This is a genomic window from Paenibacillus sp. FSL R5-0490 (assembly GCF_001956215.1).
Lineage (GTDB): Bacteria > Bacillota > Bacilli > Bacillales > Cytobacillaceae > Cytobacillus.
The window spans coordinates 49,513-67,112 of record NZ_MRTQ01000026.1 but is presented as its reverse complement, the minus strand read 5'-3'; the positions used below and the strand labels follow the sequence as shown (position 1 = coordinate 67,112).

General features: G+C 43.4%; 18 protein-coding genes. 2 read left to right on the top strand and 16 right to left on the bottom strand.

All coding sequences use genetic code 11. The annotated features are described in order from the left end of the window. Window positions 1-269: 269 nt before the first annotated feature. Window positions 270-500, bottom strand: coding sequence for a hypothetical protein (locus BK139_RS19485; protein WP_076262101.1), 231 nt, complete (start codon window positions 498-500; stop codon window positions 270-272). A gap of 145 nt (window positions 501-645) precedes the next feature. On the opposite strand from BK139_RS19485, the gene pdaB reads away from it, so the two are divergent. Continuing rightward, window positions 646-1,398 carry a polysaccharide deacetylase family sporulation protein PdaB gene (gene pdaB, locus BK139_RS19480; RefSeq protein WP_076262098.1) on the top strand — a complete coding sequence of 251 codons (753 nt, stop codon included), beginning with the start codon at window positions 646-648 and terminating at the stop codon, window positions 1,396-1,398. Between the two features lie 14 nt (window positions 1,399-1,412). Here pdaB and BK139_RS19475 read toward each other — a convergent pair whose 3' ends face one another. Next, window positions 1,413-2,045 carry a KinB-signaling pathway activation protein gene (locus BK139_RS19475; RefSeq protein WP_076262095.1) on the bottom strand — a complete coding sequence of 211 codons (633 nt, stop codon included), beginning with the start codon at window positions 2,043-2,045 and terminating at the stop codon, window positions 1,413-1,415. Between the two features lie 147 nt (window positions 2,046-2,192). Here BK139_RS19475 and gerD point away from each other — a divergent pair, with 147 nt between their 5' ends. Continuing rightward, window positions 2,193-2,837: a spore germination lipoprotein GerD gene (gene gerD / locus BK139_RS19470; RefSeq protein ID WP_076262092.1), complete on the top strand. Its 645-nt coding sequence runs from the start codon at window positions 2,193-2,195 to the stop codon at window positions 2,835-2,837. A gap of 48 nt (window positions 2,838-2,885) precedes the next feature. Here gerD and BK139_RS19465 read toward each other — a convergent pair whose 3' ends face one another. The 14 genes from BK139_RS19465 to BK139_RS19400 all read right to left on the bottom strand — a co-directional run bounded on the left by BK139_RS19465 (window position 2,886) and on the right by BK139_RS19400 (window position 16,874). After that, window positions 2,886-3,944: an Mrp/NBP35 family ATP-binding protein gene (locus tag BK139_RS19465; RefSeq protein ID WP_076262090.1), complete on the bottom strand. Its 1,059-nt coding sequence runs from the start codon at window positions 3,942-3,944 to the stop codon at window positions 2,886-2,888. A gap of 122 nt (window positions 3,945-4,066) precedes the next feature. Further along, a complete protein-coding gene (gene cwlD, locus BK139_RS19460; protein ID WP_076262087.1) occupies window positions 4,067-4,789 on the bottom strand; it encodes an N-acetylmuramoyl-L-alanine amidase CwlD in 723 nt (240 codons plus the stop codon). A 102-nt stretch (window positions 4,790-4,891) separates the two neighbouring features. Next, on the bottom strand, window positions 4,892-5,335 hold the full coding sequence (locus tag BK139_RS19455) for a YbaK family protein (protein WP_048011497.1): 444 nt from the start codon (window positions 5,333-5,335) through the stop codon (window positions 4,892-4,894). Between the two features lie 340 nt (window positions 5,336-5,675). Next, the gene (locus BK139_RS19450) at window positions 5,676-6,944 is read right to left on the bottom strand and encodes a glutamate-5-semialdehyde dehydrogenase (protein WP_076262085.1); all 1,269 of its coding nucleotides are present in this window, start codon (window positions 6,942-6,944) and stop codon (window positions 5,676-5,678) included. A gap of 19 nt (window positions 6,945-6,963) precedes the next feature. Next, window positions 6,964-8,082, bottom strand: coding sequence for a glutamate 5-kinase (proB, locus tag BK139_RS19445; RefSeq protein WP_076262082.1), 1,119 nt, complete (start codon window positions 8,080-8,082; stop codon window positions 6,964-6,966). Between the two features lie 36 nt (window positions 8,083-8,118). Then, a complete protein-coding gene (gene proC, locus BK139_RS19440) occupies window positions 8,119-8,961 on the bottom strand; it encodes a pyrroline-5-carboxylate reductase (protein ID WP_076262079.1) in 843 nt (280 codons plus the stop codon). A 339-nt stretch (window positions 8,962-9,300) separates the two neighbouring features. Continuing rightward, window positions 9,301-10,626: a DUF1254 domain-containing protein gene (locus BK139_RS19435; RefSeq protein WP_076262109.1), complete on the bottom strand. Its 1,326-nt coding sequence runs from the start codon at window positions 10,624-10,626 to the stop codon at window positions 9,301-9,303. A 239-nt stretch (window positions 10,627-10,865) separates the two neighbouring features. Beyond that, entirely contained in the window at window positions 10,866-12,413 is a 1,548-nt protein-coding gene (locus BK139_RS19430) for a DUF1254 domain-containing protein (RefSeq protein ID WP_083675413.1), read from the bottom strand. A gap of 147 nt (window positions 12,414-12,560) precedes the next feature. After that, window positions 12,561-12,953, bottom strand: a complete 393-nt coding sequence (rpsI, locus tag BK139_RS19425; RefSeq protein ID WP_076262076.1) for a 30S ribosomal protein S9 — start codon at window positions 12,951-12,953, stop codon at window positions 12,561-12,563. A gap of 20 nt (window positions 12,954-12,973) precedes the next feature. Beyond that, window positions 12,974-13,411, bottom strand: a complete 438-nt coding sequence (rplM, locus tag BK139_RS19420; RefSeq protein WP_048011503.1) for a 50S ribosomal protein L13 — start codon at window positions 13,409-13,411, stop codon at window positions 12,974-12,976. A 234-nt stretch (window positions 13,412-13,645) separates the two neighbouring features. Then, on the bottom strand, window positions 13,646-14,383 hold the full coding sequence (gene truA / locus BK139_RS19415) for a tRNA pseudouridine(38-40) synthase TruA (RefSeq protein WP_076262073.1): 738 nt from the start codon (window positions 14,381-14,383) through the stop codon (window positions 13,646-13,648). A 12-nt stretch (window positions 14,384-14,395) separates the two neighbouring features. Then, the gene (locus tag BK139_RS19410) at window positions 14,396-15,193 is read right to left on the bottom strand and encodes an energy-coupling factor transporter transmembrane component T family protein (RefSeq protein WP_076262070.1); all 798 of its coding nucleotides are present in this window, start codon (window positions 15,191-15,193) and stop codon (window positions 14,396-14,398) included. Then, the gene (locus BK139_RS19405; protein WP_076262067.1) at window positions 15,190-16,059 is read right to left on the bottom strand and encodes an energy-coupling factor ABC transporter ATP-binding protein; all 870 of its coding nucleotides are present in this window, start codon (window positions 16,057-16,059) and stop codon (window positions 15,190-15,192) included. Before BK139_RS19405 ends, BK139_RS19410 begins: the two co-directional genes overlap by 4 nt. Next, window positions 16,035-16,874: an energy-coupling factor ABC transporter ATP-binding protein gene (locus BK139_RS19400; protein ID WP_076262064.1), complete on the bottom strand. Its 840-nt coding sequence runs from the start codon at window positions 16,872-16,874 to the stop codon at window positions 16,035-16,037. The genes BK139_RS19405 and BK139_RS19400 overlap by 25 nt, the downstream gene beginning before the upstream one ends. Window positions 16,875-17,600: the final 726 nt, after the last annotated feature.

The following is a 17,600-nucleotide window of genomic DNA, read 5'->3' as shown; positions in this document are numbered from 1 at the left end:
CTCCATATAAGAGTTGATTAAGCTCGAGTTGTCTTTTCAAAAAAGACTAATGATTTAAACGTTGACGTATTGTTCGTTCAGTTTTCAAAGATCAATCTGCCGCTCAGAAGCGACTTTCTTAATATACCACATGTCAACTTCGACGTCAACAACTTTTTTAAGTTGTTTTTATTAGTGCTTTCCGTCATCAGCGACGTTTATTAATATACCAAGATACCAATAAGAAGTCAACAACCTTTTTGAGTTTTTTTCTTCACACTCCAAAAAAATTACCCCTTCTTTTCATGATGCTGGCGGGAACGCATGTATTTCAGGCAATCTGCTGGTGTAGCCATGCGCTGAAATAATGAAAATAAAATTTTGTATCGTTCCTCCATGGCTCTTTTGACAACGTGGTCGATTCGGTCATCTTTTAAATCAAATAATATTTCGTCCATTTCCCGCTTGATCAAATACTCCATCTCTTTTAGCTCTTTTTGGCTTAATAGCATTCCCATCATTTTGATTGCCTCCAATACACTTTTCATTTTGTTTTTTGTAGTATTTTTCCAATTAAGATTTTTTATGAATGAATTTTTTATACATGGAAGAGACAAGTTCAGCATAGGTATGAAACTAGGAAGGTATCGGACGAGGTGAACGATTATGAACTTTTTTTATGTATTGAATGGTAAGTCTTTAAAACAAATTTCACTGGTTGTCATTGCAGCATTTTTCACGGCATGGTTCCTCTTCATGCAGAGTATTGTCCACTTGCCTGCTTTTTCAGCAAAAGACGGGCCTAAGGCGATATACAAAGGAGAAAAGGATATAGCCCTCACTTTTAATATAGGATGGGGGGATGTTAAAGCAGAGCCCATATTGGATATCCTAAAAAAAGAAAATGTTAAATCCGCGACCTTTTTCCTGGCCGGCTCCTGGGCGGAGCGCCACCCGGATTTAGTTTCAAGGATTGTGAAAGAAGGCTATGAAATCGGAATGCTGGGCTATGGCTATGAAGATTATACAGAGCTTGAAGAGGATAAAATCAGAAGGGACCTTGCAAAGGCGCAGGAGGCATTCAGAAAGCTGAATGTTAAAGACATTAAGCTTGTGCGCGCCCCAACAGGGCATTTTGATCAGAAAACCTTAAAGGTTGCTGACCGGTTGGGTTTCACCGTTGTCCATTGGAGCGTCGATTCAAAGGATTGGACGAATCCCGGTGTCGATAGGATTGCAGAAAATGTATCAAAGGCCAAAAAAGGAGATATCGTACTTTTGCATGCATCCGATTCTGCCAAACAAACAGCCAAAGCTCTTCCGCTCATTTTAAATGATGTAGAATCCAAGGGGCTCAGCTTTGTTTCCGTCTCAGAAATGATTGCGAATGCCGAGACAAAAACGAATGAAATAAAATAAACAAAAGCCATCCGTTATTTGGATGGCTTTTTAGCTATATGGCTTCTTTGTTTTTGGGAATCTTCATTCAGTTTATGAAGAATAAGCAGCTGGTATGTGTTGCAGACTAATAATGGGATCACCATTAGATATAGCCAGCTTTCCTCGTTTACCCTTAGTACCGGCACCCACTCAATGGCGGTTACGACCACCATGAAGAAGACTGCAGGAATAAAGGCATGCTGGTTGGTCTGTTTGGTTTTAATTGCTGCGACCACAAGAGCGACTATAAGAAGGAATGCTGCAACGCCAACATATGGAAGCATGCTGTCTCCCGCACCGGCAAAAGCCTTATAGCGGAAATAAACCAAGTCAAATAAAGCAAATAAAATAAGGACAATCTGAATTGGATTCCATAATCCTTTAAAGATCCCCAATCCAAAGCGGTGTACAGTCAAATAAGCAAAAAAGCCCATTTGGCTAATAATACTGAAGATTAATCCTACACCAATAAGCCAGAACAACACTGACAGAATCTCCAGGAAATCGAAGTCAGTAAAAATAGGCGCAAATTCATCCCAGCGCACAATAAACCCGACAACCCCAGTCGTTATTCCCCCGACTAAAAGAGTTGTTATAAAAAGCTTTACCCAATTACGGCTAGTCAATTTATTTTTCCCCCATAATAAATAAATTCATTCTTATTGATTGTACCAACCAAAGTTTGAAAAATCTAGGCATTGTATTTCCAGCGCATAATATTTGCTGAAAATCTTCATTCTAAAGGTAAGGACACCTCTGAAAGGAGCTTCACCATGAAAAAAACATTCCGTTTGCTCCTTCCATTAGCGCTAGTGTTTATCATATCAGGCTGCGGCCAAGGTGAATCTGGCGCCAGCCAAATGGATTATGAGCAAACTAAAAAAATGGTTGTAGATATATTAAAGACAGATGAAGGAAAGAAAGCACTCGAAGAATTGATGGCTGATGAAAAAATGCAGCAAAAGATGGTCATGGACCAAAAGGTTGTCAGTGAAACCATTGAAAAAACTTTAACTTCCGATAAAGGCACAGAGTTTTGGAAGAAGTCTTTTGATGATCCAAAGTTTGCCGAAAGCATGGCAAAAAGTATGCAAAAGGAAAATGAAAAGCTTTTAAAAGACCTTATGAAGGACCCTGAATACAGGGGAATGATGATAGAAGTATTGAAAGATCCCGAGCTAGAAAAAGAAGTTACAGATGTCCTTAAAAGCAAGGAATATCGGGAGCACATACAGAAAGTAATGACTGAGACATTTGAAAGTCCGCTCTTTAAAGCGAAAATTCAGGACATCCTTCTGAAAGCTGCAGCGGAAACGAAAAGCGGCGGTGAGCAAGGAGGACAAGAAAGCGGGGGTGAAGGCGGCGGCCAGGGTGGAGACCAGGGCGGCGGCGGTGGCGGCCAGAGCGGCGGCGCATAATCCCTTTAAGAAGAAAACCTCTTCCATGTTGGAAGAGGCTTTTTTTCATTATTTGCTTTCAATTGTTTGGATAACTTTACGGGCAATATCCGTATAGATTTGACCAAGCTTATGATCTTGGTCATATATGGACGGAGCGAAGTCTTCTTCATTCCAATCAGGCTGCTGAAGAGGCAGCTGACCCAGCACTTCTGTCCTCAGTTCATCAGCAAGCTTCTCGCCGCCGCCTTGGCCAAATACGTGCTCTCTTTCTCCAGTCAATTGACTTTCAAAGTAGGCCATGTTCTCGATAACACCCAGAATTTCATGCTCTGTGCGAAGTGCCATCGCCCCAGCTCTGGCAGCAACAAATGCGGCTGTAGGATGCGGAGTTGTCACAACAATTTCCTTGCAGGAAGGAAGCATGGTGTGTACGTCCAGGGCTACATCTCCTGTTCCCGGAGGCAAATCAAGAAGAAGGTAGTCTAATTCACCCCACTCAACCTCATTGAAGAAGCTGTTCAGCATTTTTCCAAGCATCGGCCCTCTCCAGATAATCGGCGCATTATCTTCCACAAAGAATCCCATAGAGATCACTTTTACGCCAAAACGTTCAACCGGCAGAATTCGTTCTCCTCTGACCACAGGACGCTTCGTAATGCCCATCATATCCGGAACGCTGAATCCATAAATGTCAGCATCAATCAATCCAACCTTCTTGCCCAGCCTTGCAAGGGATACAGCCAGGTTGACCGAAACAGTGGACTTGCCGACTCCGCCTTTTCCGCTGGCAATGGCAATGAACTCAGTCTTATTACCAGGAGAAAGCAGGCCTTTGTCTTCTTCAGCCGCTGTCTCTCTATATTGTGAAAGCACTTCATCCGGAAGCTCACTGAAGCGGATGCCGACGGTCGCCGCCCCTGCTTCTTTTAAAAGATTGACGACTTCCGTCTGAAGCTGAAGCTGCTCCGCTGTACCTGTCTTGGCAACTTGAATCTTTACGCTCACATGATTCTTTTCTTCTTTGATTTTAATTTCTTCAATGGCGTTAAGTTCGCCCAATGTTCTATGTATAAATGGTTCCTTCAAGCCGCTCAAAGCTTCTCTGACTTTCTGTTCAGTTAACATACATTGCACCCGCCTTTTGAATTCGTTTCCATTTCAGTATAACATATTGAAAATTCTTTACAGTTAATTGTATCACACCGGAAAAATATTCAAAAAAGAAAAGGCACTTTCTCAGCACCTTTTCATTCCCATGTTTCAGTCAATTCTTTTTCATTGGTATAGTAGCGCATAATTCCATTATAAATGGAGGCAGCGATTTTATCCTGATATTCATCCGTTTTCAGGTTTGCCCGTTCCCCCGGATTTGATAAGAATCCCACTTCTACTAAGACACCCGGCTTTTTGGCGTATTTTAAGATAAATACATTGTTTAAAGGTTTGGAATTCCGCTTCGTATTTTCCAGGTTACGGCGGAGTTCATCCTGTATGAATTTCGCAGCTTTGGCATTTTCCTTTATCCCGGGCGCATAGAAAGTCTGCGCACCTCTCCATCGGGGAGAAGGAATAGAATTTAAGTGGATGCTGACATAAAAATCAGAATTAGACGTATTTATCATTTCAAGCCGTCTTTTCAGATCTTCTACTTTTCTCCGGCTGTATCCCCTCGTCCCCTCTGGTGCGAGGTCCCTGTCGTCCTCCCTCGTCATGAGCACCAGCGCTCCCTGCTCCTGGAGGTAATCCCTTACTTTTAATGATACTTCCAGCGCAATATCTTTCTCGAGTGCCCCTTCGTCACCTGCCCCGCCATCCGGGCCGCCATGTCCGGGATCAAGCAAGATGATTTTCCCGGTTAAAGGCAGATTCCACGATTCCCAGGAATCATCATCCGTAAAGTCATATTGCAAAATAAGAAAAAGGACGATAAGCCCGATCGCAAACCCGCCTATTTTTAATTTTTTCTTCATACGCCCTAATCAGTCCCCTCCTGCTTATCCTCATTTCAATATATGGGACAAGACAGAGATCTAGAACTTCAATCAGGACAGCGGTCTGAACAAATTCACTTTTCAGTGGAGACGTAATTTATGCCTTCTCTCCCCTTTATTGAACCCTTCCGACCACCAGCTGTTTACATATTGCTCGCACATATAATAAAGGGATTCACTCATAACAGCTTCCGAACCATGACCCCAATAAAGGAAAAAGTTATATAGTGTATCCACTAAATGCTTATACTCTTTTTCACATCTATATCGGACCTGATCCAGCGATTCGCCATATCGCCCAAAACGGCTGTAGTTTGCCCCCAGCAAATAGGCTTCAATCGCTACATCATAGCAGGCCTCCTCAATTCCGGCATTCATCATCAGACCGGAGACAAATCTGGAAGAACCAAAAAATTGCTGAACTTTTTCTTTTAAGGCTTTTATCGAAATTTCCCGAAGGACTGATTTTTCATATTTGATCTGTTTTTCTCTTTTTTTCTCTTTGAACGTCGTTATGACAGTCACGCTTCTCACCCCTTGTAGATAGTCTTTATCTGCAGCAGGAGAGAAATGCAAAAAGCAGCCGCGAATCGGGCTGCCAATTTTTTATCAGAAAAGCGGAAGGCGCCCGCTTAAAAGGAACGCAGACTAAAACCGCCACGTCCTGTGGCAACGTCTGCATGACCCGCATCCTGCGGGCCTCAAGCATAAGACAAGCCGGCTGAAAGGTTGTTCTTTACCTTTTGGACGGATTGGCTTAGACCCGAGAGCTGATGGCGCCTGCAGCTTGACAGTTATCTAACTTCAGGATTAATTCTTATTATTTTAGAAAAGCACCAGCCGGAGCTGATGCTTTTGAAAAAGTTTATCGAATCTGCCCATTTCCGGACATTAGATATTTGCGTGTTGTTAATGCAGGCAGACCCATCGGTCCTCTCGCATGGAGCTTTTGTGTGGAAATGCCAATTTCCGCTCCAAAGCCCAGAGCGCCTCCATCCGTGAATCTGGTCGACGCATTATGGTATAGCGCCGCAGCATCTGCCAGCTGCATGAACTTTTTGGCTGTTTCCCCATTTTCGGTAATAATCGCCTCTGAGTGCTTGGTGCCATACTGATCAATATGATCGATGGCCTGTTCAAGACTATTTACGGTTTTCACAGCTAAGTCCAGGCTTAAATATTCATTGGCCCAATCGTTTTCAGCTGCGGGTACCACATCAGGCAATGCAGCTGCTGCAGAGTCATCGCCATGTACGGTTATCCCGTGACTCTTCAGAGCTTCTGCAAGCAATTCGTTATGCTGATCCAGCCATGTTTCATGTACAATCAGCGTTTCTGCCGCATTACAGACTGCGGGACGGTCAGTTTTGGCATTAATGAGGATATTGATCGCTTTTTCCGGATCTGCTTCTTTATCAACATAGATATGGCAGTTTCCAACTCCTGTTTCGAGTACAGGCACCGTCGCATTCTCAACCACTGCTTTTATGAGGGATGCGCCGCCTCTCGGAATTAAGACATCAATATGCTCTTTCATGGTGAACAGCTGCTTTGTCGCTTCTCTGTCTGCTGTGGCAATGAATTGGACCGCTTCTTTAGGTATCTTCGTTTTTCCAAGAGCTTCATGAATAATCTCCACGATAGCCTGATTCGAATTCAGTGCTGATGACCCGCCTTTTAAGACAATGGCATTTCCGGATTTCAGCGCAAGGCCCGCCGCATCAGCTGTTACATTAGGTCTTGCTTCATAAATCATGCCGATGACACCAAGCGGAACACGAACCTCTTCCACCTTCAGCCCATTATCCAAAGTCCAGCCCGACATAACATCTCCAATCGGATCAGGAAGTTCAGCTACCTGGCGAAGGCCTTCTGCAAATTCAAAAACCCGTTCCTTCGATAATGACAGGCGATCCATATATGCCTCTTCAAACCCTTTTTCCCTGCCATTTGCGAGATCGGCTTTATTGGCTGCAAGGATCGATTCATATCCAGCCTCCAGTGCCTCTGCAACTGTATAGAGTGCTTCGTTCTTTTCTTCCGTTGTTAAGACACTTAATGTTTTGGCAGCCCTTTTTGCCTTTATTGCCTGTTCTTCTACATTATTTATCTTTACTGCTGATGCAGTAGTCATTGAATCCCTCCTAAAAAGTTTAAACTAGTGCCGGCAGCTTAAAGTCGCGGGAGCATACAAACGTTTCCTGAGCGATGGCCGGCTCAAGCTCTTCATCTGCTGTATGTCTGCTTAACTGTTCGTTGGAATAATTAATGCGGCCGAGGCCGATTTCTTTTCCCTCTTCATCCAGAATGCGGACGACCGCTCCATCCTTAAATCGCCCTTTGACTTCCTGAATATCAGAGCAGTACAGATTTTCCTGATGATCCACAATAGCCTCTATCCCGTGGGAATTGATGGTCACCTTTCCTTCAGGGCCTGAGTGAAACGCAATCCACTGCTTTTCATTATCCAGATTAAACGCATCCGGCTCCGGCGTGAAGTAGGTGCCTCTCGCTCTGTTTTCCACAGCTTCGATTAAAATATTTTCCGTTCCCGCTTTTCCTAAAAAGGAGTCAATCCCTGCAGCCATTGCAATCTTCACTGCCTGGATTTTCGACTTCATGCCGCCTGTTCCTACAGCACTTCCAGATCCTCCTGCAGCCGCTTCGATTTCAGGTGTAATGCTGTGAACCCTCTCCAGAAGTGTCGCATGAGGATTATCATTCGGGTTGCTGTCATAGAGGCCGTCAATGTCAGATAAAATAATCAGTAAATCTGCATCAATCAGACCAGCCACTTTTGCAGCCAGAGTATCATTGTCTCCGAAGCGCAAGCGATCGACTGTAACCGTGTCATTTTCATTTATGATCGGGATGATGTCTCGCTCCAGCAGCACATTCATAGTGTTATGCATATTGCCATAGCGATTTTCATCTGAAAAATCGCTTCTGGTAATCAAGATTTGTGAAGCTACGTAGCCATGAGATAAAAAGAGTTCTGAGTAAGATTCCATTAATAGCCCCTGGCCAATTGAAGCTGCAGCCTGTTTTTCCGGAAGAGAAGAAGGCCGGTCAAGGCAGCCAAGCTTCCTATATCCTGCTGCAACAGCACCTGATGACACAACAGCTGTTTCATAGCCGGCATCCTTCAGCTCGACAATTTGCTCAGCAAATTTTTCAAGCTTTCTGCGGCTGATCTCCCCGTGCATGCTTGTTAATGAGCTGCTTCCGATCTTAATAACAACTCTTTTTATCTGTTTTTCTTTCATCAACATCTAATACCTCCCGTGAATCTTGTAAATCCATTTCCCTTAGGAAGTGACTAGTGCGCCTTCCAACTCTTCGCTGATCTCCTTCGACCGTTTGGCGGCATGTTCGACTGCCTGTGTGATGGCTTCTCCTCCGTTGTATCTCCTTAAGGCTTCGAGTCCTGACGCGGTCGTGCCATTGGGAGAGGTCACTTTCTCTCTTAAAGAAGTTGGCGTTTCTTCTTTTTCAAGCACCATCTTAGCTGCTCCAAAAATCGTCTGGGCAACAATTTTGCGGACAGTCTCTTCATCCATCCCTTTTTGTACCCCTACCCGCTCCATATTTTCCATCAGATAATAGAAGTAAGCAGGACCGCTTCCGGCTAATCCTGTAAAAACATCCATCTGGTCTTCATCGATGATATACACTTCCCCCATGCATTCCAGCAATTCCTTAACCATTTCCACATTGGCCATGCTCGTATTCTTGCCTGCCACGACAGCAGTCGCAGATTCCTGAATCATGCTTGAAGTATTCGGCATCACACGTACTACCTGCTGACCCGTATTCAAATGCTCTTCCATGAACTCTGTTGTGATGCCTGCCAACACGGAAAGAATCACCTGGCCGGGATATAATTTGTCTTTAATCGAACGAAGGGCTTCTTCTGCCCCCTTTGGCTTCATAGCTAAAATGAATAAATCAATTTCCTCAAACGGAAGCTCGTTCTGCGGCATGGTACTTACTCCATACTGTTCCTGAATCTGTTCTAGCCTGTCTGCATTGCTCCTGTTCGTTACAAACACCCGTTCCGGTGACATTTTTTCAGCTGTAATGACTCCTGAGATCATGGATTCCGCCATTGACCCTGCTCCTAAAAATGCGATTGTTTTATTGGCTAACATGGACATCCTCCTTTAGATGAAAAGCTGTTCGTATATCCGTTCGTATTTTATCAACGTTATCTATCGTAACATGCTCAAATACAGATTCAAGGGTATTAGGGAAAGACGGGAGGATAAGGGCGAGATAGTGAATGAAAACGCTAACATACACAGGCTAAGGTCCGCTGATGCTCTCTCAGTGTGAATAATCCCCTCTCAGCCCGATATTTGCAATAAAATAATTTCCAGTTTCTCATCGGTACAGAAATAAAGCCTCAGCTTGCTGGCAACAGTGCAGGGCAAAAGTTATCAATAAGAAAAAAGCTCCCAGCCAAAATGGCTGAAAGCTTTGATAAATAATTACCGAACCAGCTTTACCCCTGGTACTTCATAAGTGCCATTTAATACTTTAGCAGCAGGCTGATACATCCTTACCACTAAATTAAAATCTCCTTCAGGTGCCGGAAGCCAATTCGATTCATGATTTATCGGCCGGTCTTTTTGGATATAGATATCAAGGGAGCCATCATTATTGTACTCAAGCCCCTGAGTGTGGTCAGCAATGGAATAACGGCTAATTTCATTGGGCACCAGGTAGAAATCCGGGCCATACAGTGTTACTGACCAGAAAGCTTCTACCGGAGGCAGCTGGTCTTCATTGAAATGTAAAATGTATTTATTTTTCCCGTTTAGCTGATTCCCTTGATCATCAGTAAAAGTTCTAAAAAAAGTAGACTCTTCATCCACGTTTATACCAAGTCCGCTAAAAGCAATATAGGCCCTCTTAAGGAACTCGTCCCCATAAGTGCCCAAATCAGAAAGGACAAACCACCCATTATCAATTCTAGGGTTTAATTCTTCCAGACTATTTGCAATGATTTGAAATGCATCTCTGGCAGCACGATTTAGCCCTGCAATTGTTTCTGTATCTAATTTATTCGCATCGAAGCCGTACGTTCGATCAATACCGATATGCTCAAATTGTTTTTCAAGGGCCTCATTATGAATAGCAGGATTTAGAATCATTAAGTCTGTCATCGTTTTAAAGAAATCCATGGCACCAAGATCTTCCACCTTATTCTCTAAAAGCAATGGATTTGCAGGTTTTACAACAGGTCGCGCTTTTTTTCCATCCAGTGATGTCAGTGTAAATTGCTTTTGTATAGCTTGAGCATTTTCTAAATCATCTTCATCTTTTACCAGGATACGACTTACAATCCATACCGTGTTTGTGGGGGATTTTACCTCTTTAACATCTTCAGGCAGAATTCCTTTCCAATCGGGACCCACAATAGCATATTTTCCAGCGCCCGTTCCTGTAGTGCGCCGCCCTATATTAGAAAAGGTATTTGACCAGGCATCCATTAATTGCACGACATAGTACCTGTCATTCGTATCCGGTACATTAAGGACCACAGGGTTCCGGGTAAGGTCCAGCCAGATAAAGTAATAAATGGTATCAACATTTGGTGTTACAACATCTTTGAAATCAGGGGTATAAAGTTGATCATAATAAATAAACTCATTTGACACAGTTGCTGCCGGTCCGTAAGGCTCTTTTACTGTCGATGACAGCTGCCTCGTTCTTTCCATGGAGACAAGGGGATATCCATATATATAAGCCTGTATGCCTAAACTATACGCATAATTTTCCCTGTACGAGCTTGAAGAACGTTCATTCTGCATAAAAGCCTCTTCATTATTAATTACATATGGTTGTTCTCTATGATTAGATAAGGCCAAAACTCCTTGCTTATTAGGAAATTGTGAAAAATAATAACGATTTAGATTCCCTGCCCCTTGTGGATAATTCTGATATAACAACTGGTTTCGGAAATCAGGCATTGGCGCTGCATAATAAGGATATTGATACATATAAGGTGCATAATACATGTATTCACTTCCTTTCTAATTTTCACAATATCCTATGCAAATCGCCTACTTAATGACCTAACACGTTTTACCCCGGGTATTTCATAAGTACCATTCAATACTTTAGCAGCAGGCTGATACATCCTTATCACTAAATTAAATTCTCCTTCAGGTGCCGGGAGCCAATTCGATTCATGATTTATCGGCCGGTCTTTTTGGATATAGATATCAAGGGAGCCATCATCGTTGTACTCAAGCCCAGGGGTGTAGTCTGCAATGGCATAACGGTTCATTTCATTAGGCACCAGATAGAAATCCGGACCATACATGGTTACAGACCAGAAAGCTTCTACCGGAGGCAGCTGGTCCTTATTAAAATGCATAATGTATTCATATTGCCCGTTTAATTGTTTCCCTTGATCATCAGTAAAAGCTCTGGCATAAGCTGCTTCTTCATCCACATTTGCTCCAAGTTCGATATATGCAACGTATGCCCTCTTAAGGAACTCGTCACCATAAGTGCCCAAACCGTATATTATCTCCCACCCATTAAAAATCCGGGTGTTTAATTCATCTTTACTATTTGCAATTATCTCAAATGCATCTTCGGCTGCACGATTTAGCCCAGCAATTGTTTCCGAATCTAATTTATAACCATCAAAGCCATACGTTAAATCAATACCGATATGCTCAAATTGTTTTTCAAGGGCCTCATTACTAATATCAGGATTTAGAATCATTAAGTCTGTCATCGTTTTAAAGAAATCCAGGGCACTAAGATCTTCCACCTTATTCTCAAAAAGCAATGGATTTGCAGGTTTTTTTACGAATTGGAGTTTATTCCCGTCCAGTGATGACAATGTAAATTGCCTTAGTAAAACCAAAGCATTATCATAATCATCTTCCCCTTTCACCAGGATACGGCCTATAATCCACACTGTGTTTGTGAGGGATTTAACCTCTTGAACGTTTGCAGGCAAAGTGCCTTTCCAATCGGGACCCACAATAGCAAATTTTCCGGCACCCGTTCCTGTAGTACGACGCCCTATACTGGAAAAGGTATTTGTCCAGGCATCCATTAATTGCATGACATAGTACCTGTCATTCGTATCCGGAACATTGAGCACTACAGGGCCCCGGGTGAGATCCAGCCAGGCAGTGCAATAGAGGGTATCAACATTGGGAGATACGACATCTTTGTCATCCGGTGTAAGAAGCTGATCATAATAAATTAACTCATTGGACACAGTAGATACTGGGCCGTGGGGTACTTTAACAAATGATTGCAGCTGCCTTGTTCTTTCCATGGTGACAAGGGGATACCCATATATAAAGGCCTGAATGCCTAAACTGTAAGCATAGTTCTCCTTGTACGAGCTTAAGGAACGTTTTCCACGCATGGAAGCCACTTCATTATTAATTGCATATGATTGTTTTCCATGACCAGAAAAGCCCGCAGCTCCCTGCGTAAATTGTGATGAAAAATAAGGATTTAAATCCCCTGTCCCTTGTGGATAATGCTGATAAAACAACTGGTTTCGAAACACAGGCATTGGCGCTGCATAATAAGGATATTGATACATATATGGCGCAAAATACATATTTTCACTTCCTTTATAACGTTCGCAATATCCTATGCAAATCGCCTAGTTAATGTTTTCAACAATTAAGTAATGCACGAAAATCGTTTTCAGCAATAAAAAAAGACCCCCAACCAAATCGGTTGAGAGTCTTTGAAAGCTTGATAATTAACGCTTTGAGAACTGAGGAGCACGACGAGCACCTTTAAGACCGTATTTCTTACGCTCTTTCATACGTGCGTCACGAGTTAATAGTCCTGCGCGCTTTAATGTTGGACGGAATTCAGGATCAGCTTGAAGCAATGCACGAGCGATGCCGTGGCGGATTGCGCCAGCTTGACCAGTGTATCCACCGCCGTTTACATTTACAAGAATGTCGTAGCTGTTTACTGTTTCAGTAGCTACAAGCGGCTGTTTTACAACTTCACGTAAAGCTGCAAAAGGAATGTATTCTGAGATTTCACGACCATTGATGATGATTTTACCGTCGCCTGGAACTAAACGAACACGTGCAACGGAGCTCTTACGACGACCAGTACCAATATATTGAACCTGTGCCAAGTTAATAACCTCCCTAAAAATTATCCACGAAGTTCGTAAACTTCAGGTTGTTGTGCTTGGTGCTTATGTTCGCTACCAGCATATACGTGTAATTTCTTGAACATTTGACGGCCAAGAGAGTTCTTTGGAAGCATGCCTTTGATAGCAAGCTCAAGCATTCTCTCAGGGTAGTTTGTACGCATTTCAAGAGCAGTTCTTGTTTTTAGACCGCCTGGGTGCATGCTGTGACGGTAGTAGATCTTGTCAGTAAGCTTTTTCCCAGTAAGTTCGATTTTTGAAGCGTTGATAAGAATTACATGATCACCAGTATCAACATGTGGTGTATAAGTTGGTTTATGTTTACCACGTAGGATTGACGCTACTTCACTAGCAAGACGACCAAGAGTTTTGCCTTCAGCATCAATCACGTACCATTTACGTTCGATATTGTTTGCATTCGCCATAAACGTTGTACGCATCAGTTTCCCTCCTAATAGTTCCATTCATAATCAATTTTTTGGTTTATCTATTCGACACAATAAGTTCCGGGGCTTATCGTGGTTTTAATAATAATACCATATGCTATAATATAACTTTGACAGTCTAATGTCAAGCGAATGTTACACCTGGTTTAGTTGTTTTAAAATCTTTTTTTATTTGCGTTTGGCTTTACAACGCACCCTCGCGGTTCCTCGAATATTTTTTCCAAAATTTTAATAAAAAACTTCCCACAAATATAAACCCTGGGGAGGAGCTGTTTTTCCTGCAGCTGATCTGTTTTTTTCCTGAAGGACAGATGGCATGGAATCGGGGTCTCTTTCCCCTGAGCCGACTTCCAGAAGGGTGCCGGTCAGAATACGGACCATATTATATAAGAATCCAGTGCCTCTAAATCGGAAGATGAGCATGTTCTCTTCTTCAAGCACATCTATCTCCTGGAGTTCCCTGACTTTATCCTCCACTTCCGTCTTGGCAGAGCAGAAGCTTGTAAAATCATGTGTCCCTATTAAATCCGCTGCCGCTTGTCTGATCGCATCCGTATTTATTGGGTACGGGTACTGATAGGCATAGTGGCGTTTAAAAGGGTCTCTCCTGGAGGATAGGTGCACGAAGTACCGATATTCCTTTCCTTTGGCATCAAAACGGACATGAACGTCATCTGACACTGTCTCCGTCCCGATGATGGCAACATCATCCGGCAGCAGGGAATTAAGGGCGATTTCCCATTTATCAATCGGAATATTCAAAGGAGAATCGAAATGAATCACCTGGCCCCTTGCATGGACCCCTGCATCGGTTCTGCCTGAGGCAGTCACCCTGATGTCTTCTCCTTTATGAAGCTTCTTTAAGGCCCGTTCCAGCTCTCCCTGCACAGTCCGCTTGCCAGGCTGCACCTGGTAGCCTGCAAAAAGGGTCCCGTCATACGTCACCATACATTTATATCTTTGCATAAGGTCACCCCTTTACGTTCTCAGCAGGAATAACACCAGGGCCAGGGCTGCAAGTATGGCCAGCATTGCCGTATCCTTCAGGCCCCAGCTAAGCTGCCTGTATTTCGTTCTGCCTTCCCCGCCTCTATATCCGCGTGACTCCATCGCCACAGCAAGCTCTTCAGCACGCTTGAACGAGCTGACAAACAAAGGAATTAAGAGAGGAATAATGGCTTTAACACGTTCTTTAATCGGCCCGCTTGTAAAATCGGCTCCCCTGGCTGTCTGGGCCTTCATGATTTTATCGGTTTCCTGCATAAGTGTCGGAATGAAGCGGAGAGAAATGGACATCATCAAAGCCAGTTCGTGCACTGGAAACTTCACTTTATTTAATGGATTGAGCAGACTTTCCAGACCATCCGTAATTTCAATCGGAGTTGTGGTTAAAGTCAGAATAGAAGTCATCAGAATGAGCAGGAAGAAGCGCAATGAGATGAAAATCCCCTGTCTCAAACCTTCTTCATAGATTGTAATCCATCCAAACCGGAAGAGAACTTCACCCTCTTTTGTCAAAAACAAATGAAGGAATAAAGTAAAAATAACAAGCAGAAGGACCGGCTTCAATCCTGTATAGATAAACCGGATCGGCACCTTCGATAAAGCAATCATAAAAAAGGTATAAACCGTCAGAAGACCGTATGTCAGCAAATTATTTGCCAGAAAGACGATGCACACGAATAAGAAAATTAGAACAAGCTTTGAACGGGGATCCATCCTATGGATGACAGACTCGGCCGGAACATAGCGCCCAAAAATCATTTTGTCCATCATGCAGATGTCCCCCTTTTCATCACAGCAGCAATCTCATCCGTCAGCTCATCCATTGTCAGACACGTCTTAGAAAGACGGATGTTAAGTGATTTTTCCATTTTCAGCTGAAATCGGACAACCTCCGGAACATCGAGGCCAAGCTTAAGCAACCCTTCCGGAGAAGAAAAGATTTCTTCCGGCGTTCCCTTTTTGTATACTTCACCGTTGTGCATGATGACAATCTGATCAGCATAGCGGGAAGCATCCTCCATGCTATGTGTCACAAGCACCGTCGATAGCCCACTTGTCCCATGAAGGCTGTAGAACATATCCATAATTTCCATTCGGCCCCGCGGATCAAGTCCAGCAGTAGGCTCATCCAGGACAATGACATCAGGCTCCATTGCCAGCACTCCGGCTATGGCTACCCGTCTCATTTGGCCGCCTGACAGGTCAAATGGGGACTTGCTTAAAATTTCTTCCGGCAGGCCCACCTGTCCTATAGCCGCTCGCGCTCTTTTTTTGGCTTCCTCTTCTGATACTCCGAAGTTCATCGGGCCAAAGCAAATATCTTTCTCGACCGTTTCTTCAAACAGCTGATGCTCGGGAAATTGAAATACGATCCCGACCCTATGACGGATTTCTTTCAGGTTTTTTTGTTTCTTTTCCGGGGTGATTATCCGCTCTCCAATCACTACCTGGCCTTCTGTCGGCTTAAGCAGGGCATTTAAATGCTGGAGGACGGTCGATTTGCCTGATCCGGTATGACCGATGATCGCGAGAAATGTGCCAGATGGTATATCGATGGAGACATCCTTTATTGCAAGACGTTCAAATGGCGTATTAACCTGATAACGGTATTCTACATTTTGGAGTGAGATGTCCATAATTCTTCCACCAACTCTTCTTCAGATAAATAATGCCTTGATAACGGCAATCCTTTTTCTCTTAACACCTTGCTAAGCTTCACAGGAAAAGGAATATCCAATCCCAGCTTTACAAGCTCCTCATCCATTTGAAAGATCTCCTCAGGCGTGCCTTCCCGATATAGCTGGCCTTTGTTCATGACTATGATGCGGTCAGCTTTTGCTGCCTCCTCCAGGTCATGAGTGATGGAGATGACGGTCATGTGATAATCCCGCTTGAGCTCCCTGACGGTTTCAAGTACCTCTTCACGGCCTCTTGGGTCCAGCATGGAGGTTGACTCATCGAGAATGATAATATCCGGCCTTAAGGCAATAACGCCTGCAATAGCCACTCTTTGTTTCTGGCCGCCGGAAAGATGGTGCGGCTCTTGATTAAGAAATGACGTCATTTTGACCTTCTCCAGTGATTCTGTAACACGCTGAACCATGTCATTTCTTTCAATACCATGGTTTTCTAAACCAAAAGCCACATCATCCCGTACGGTCGTTCCGACAAACTGGTTATCCGGATTTTGAAAAACCATGCCAATCTTCTTTCTTGCTTCCCATACCGTTTCTTCCCTCAATGAAATTCCGCCTACTGTAATGCTGCCTTCCAGTGGAAAGTGCAGGCCATTAAGCAATTTAGCAAGTGTAGATTTTCCTGAACCATTATGCCCGACTATTGCGAGCCATTCTCCTTTATATATATTAAAAGAGACATTGTCCAGCGCATATGCAGCTTCTGCATCGTACTTAAACGAAACATTTTTAAATTCTGCCAGCGGCTCGGTCATTTGAAGTCCTCCTCTCAGCTCTGCTTCTCTATTTCAGCTCTGCTATTAACAAGTGCGTATGCGCCTTCCTAACAAGCATAAAACGCTTGTGCCTGTGAAGAACATCCAAGGAAGCATTCTTTGGTGCTCATCCCCGACACCTCGAGGGGCAGGCGCTGCAGCCAGATGCAAACATCCTTCCACAGAATTGTTCCCATCGTTCAATATTATATAGTTTCTTATATAATGAAAAAACCCGCCATTGTTGGCGAGCTTTAAATAGTTCGATAATAGGTTATGTTACTGGATAGCAAGCGTTGAATGATACCATTCTCCCACACTTGTAAAACACAAGAAAATTTGGATTTCTGCTATCTAAGCTTATTGGATGCCTATTATGCCTCCCTATTAAAAGCTCATACTGACGCAGTATGGTGGTTGGTTCTTGCTATTGTATAAATGTTCATAGATCTCGATTTCCTTATGTCTATGACCTTGAGGAATTTAAAAAAGCCTGCACCTCATTCCGTCAGGCAGTAGACTGCCGGGCGCATTTCTTATCTCCGGAAGAGGTGCATGAGCTAGACGAGTCAATGTACCAGGTAATGGGGAATCTATTGCTCATCCATCCCTGTTAGTTAGCTGTACATGCTCATCGTAACGCTCGTTTTTGGCCTGATTACGGCATTCCAGACAAATTAAGGAAACAGCCGTTTTTATAGAAAAAGGGCAAAGAACAAGTTCTTT

Excerpts from the sequence above, each read along its gene's own strand:
- BK139_RS19435 (WP_076262109.1), bottom strand. The coding sequence starts at position 10,626 with ATGCAGAATGAACGTTCTTCAAGCTCGTACAGGGAAAATTATGCGTAT.
- proB (WP_076262082.1), bottom strand. The coding sequence starts at position 8,082 with ATGTTGATGAAAGAAAAACAGATAAAAAGAGTTGTTATTAAGATCGGA.
- BK139_RS19485 (WP_076262101.1), bottom strand. The coding sequence starts at position 500 with ATGATGGGAATGCTATTAAGCCAAAAAGAGCTAAAAGAGATGGAGTAT.
- cwlD (WP_076262087.1), bottom strand. The coding sequence starts at position 4,789 with ATGAAGAAAAAATTAAAAATAGGCGGGTTTGCGATCGGGCTTATCGTC.
- BK139_RS19405 (WP_076262067.1), bottom strand. The coding sequence starts at position 16,059 with ATGGACATCTCACTCCAAAATGTAGAATACCGTTATCAGGTTAATACG.
- gerD (WP_076262092.1), top strand. The coding sequence starts at position 2,193 with ATGAAAAAAACATTCCGTTTGCTCCTTCCATTAGCGCTAGTGTTTATC.
- BK139_RS19465 (WP_076262090.1), bottom strand. The coding sequence starts at position 3,944 with ATGTTAACTGAACAGAAAGTCAGAGAAGCTTTGAGCGGCTTGAAGGAA.
- BK139_RS19430 (WP_083675413.1), bottom strand. The coding sequence starts at position 12,413 with ATGTATTTTGCGCCATATATGTATCAATATCCTTATTATGCAGCGCCA.
- pdaB (WP_076262098.1), top strand. The coding sequence starts at position 646 with ATGAACTTTTTTTATGTATTGAATGGTAAGTCTTTAAAACAAATTTCA.
- proC (WP_076262079.1), bottom strand. The coding sequence starts at position 8,961 with ATGTTAGCCAATAAAACAATCGCATTTTTAGGAGCAGGGTCAATGGCG.
- BK139_RS19410 (WP_076262070.1), bottom strand. The coding sequence starts at position 15,193 with ATGATGGACAAAATGATTTTTGGGCGCTATGTTCCGGCCGAGTCTGTC.
- BK139_RS19450 (WP_076262085.1), bottom strand. The coding sequence starts at position 6,944 with ATGACTACTGCATCAGCAGTAAAGATAAATAATGTAGAAGAACAGGCA.
- BK139_RS19400 (WP_076262064.1), bottom strand. The coding sequence starts at position 16,874 with ATGACCGAGCCGCTGGCAGAATTTAAAAATGTTTCGTTTAAGTACGAT.
- truA (WP_076262073.1), bottom strand. The coding sequence starts at position 14,383 with ATGCAAAGATATAAATGTATGGTGACGTATGACGGGACCCTTTTTGCA.
- rplM (WP_048011503.1), bottom strand. The coding sequence starts at position 13,411 with ATGCGTACAACGTTTATGGCGAATGCAAACAATATCGAACGTAAATGG.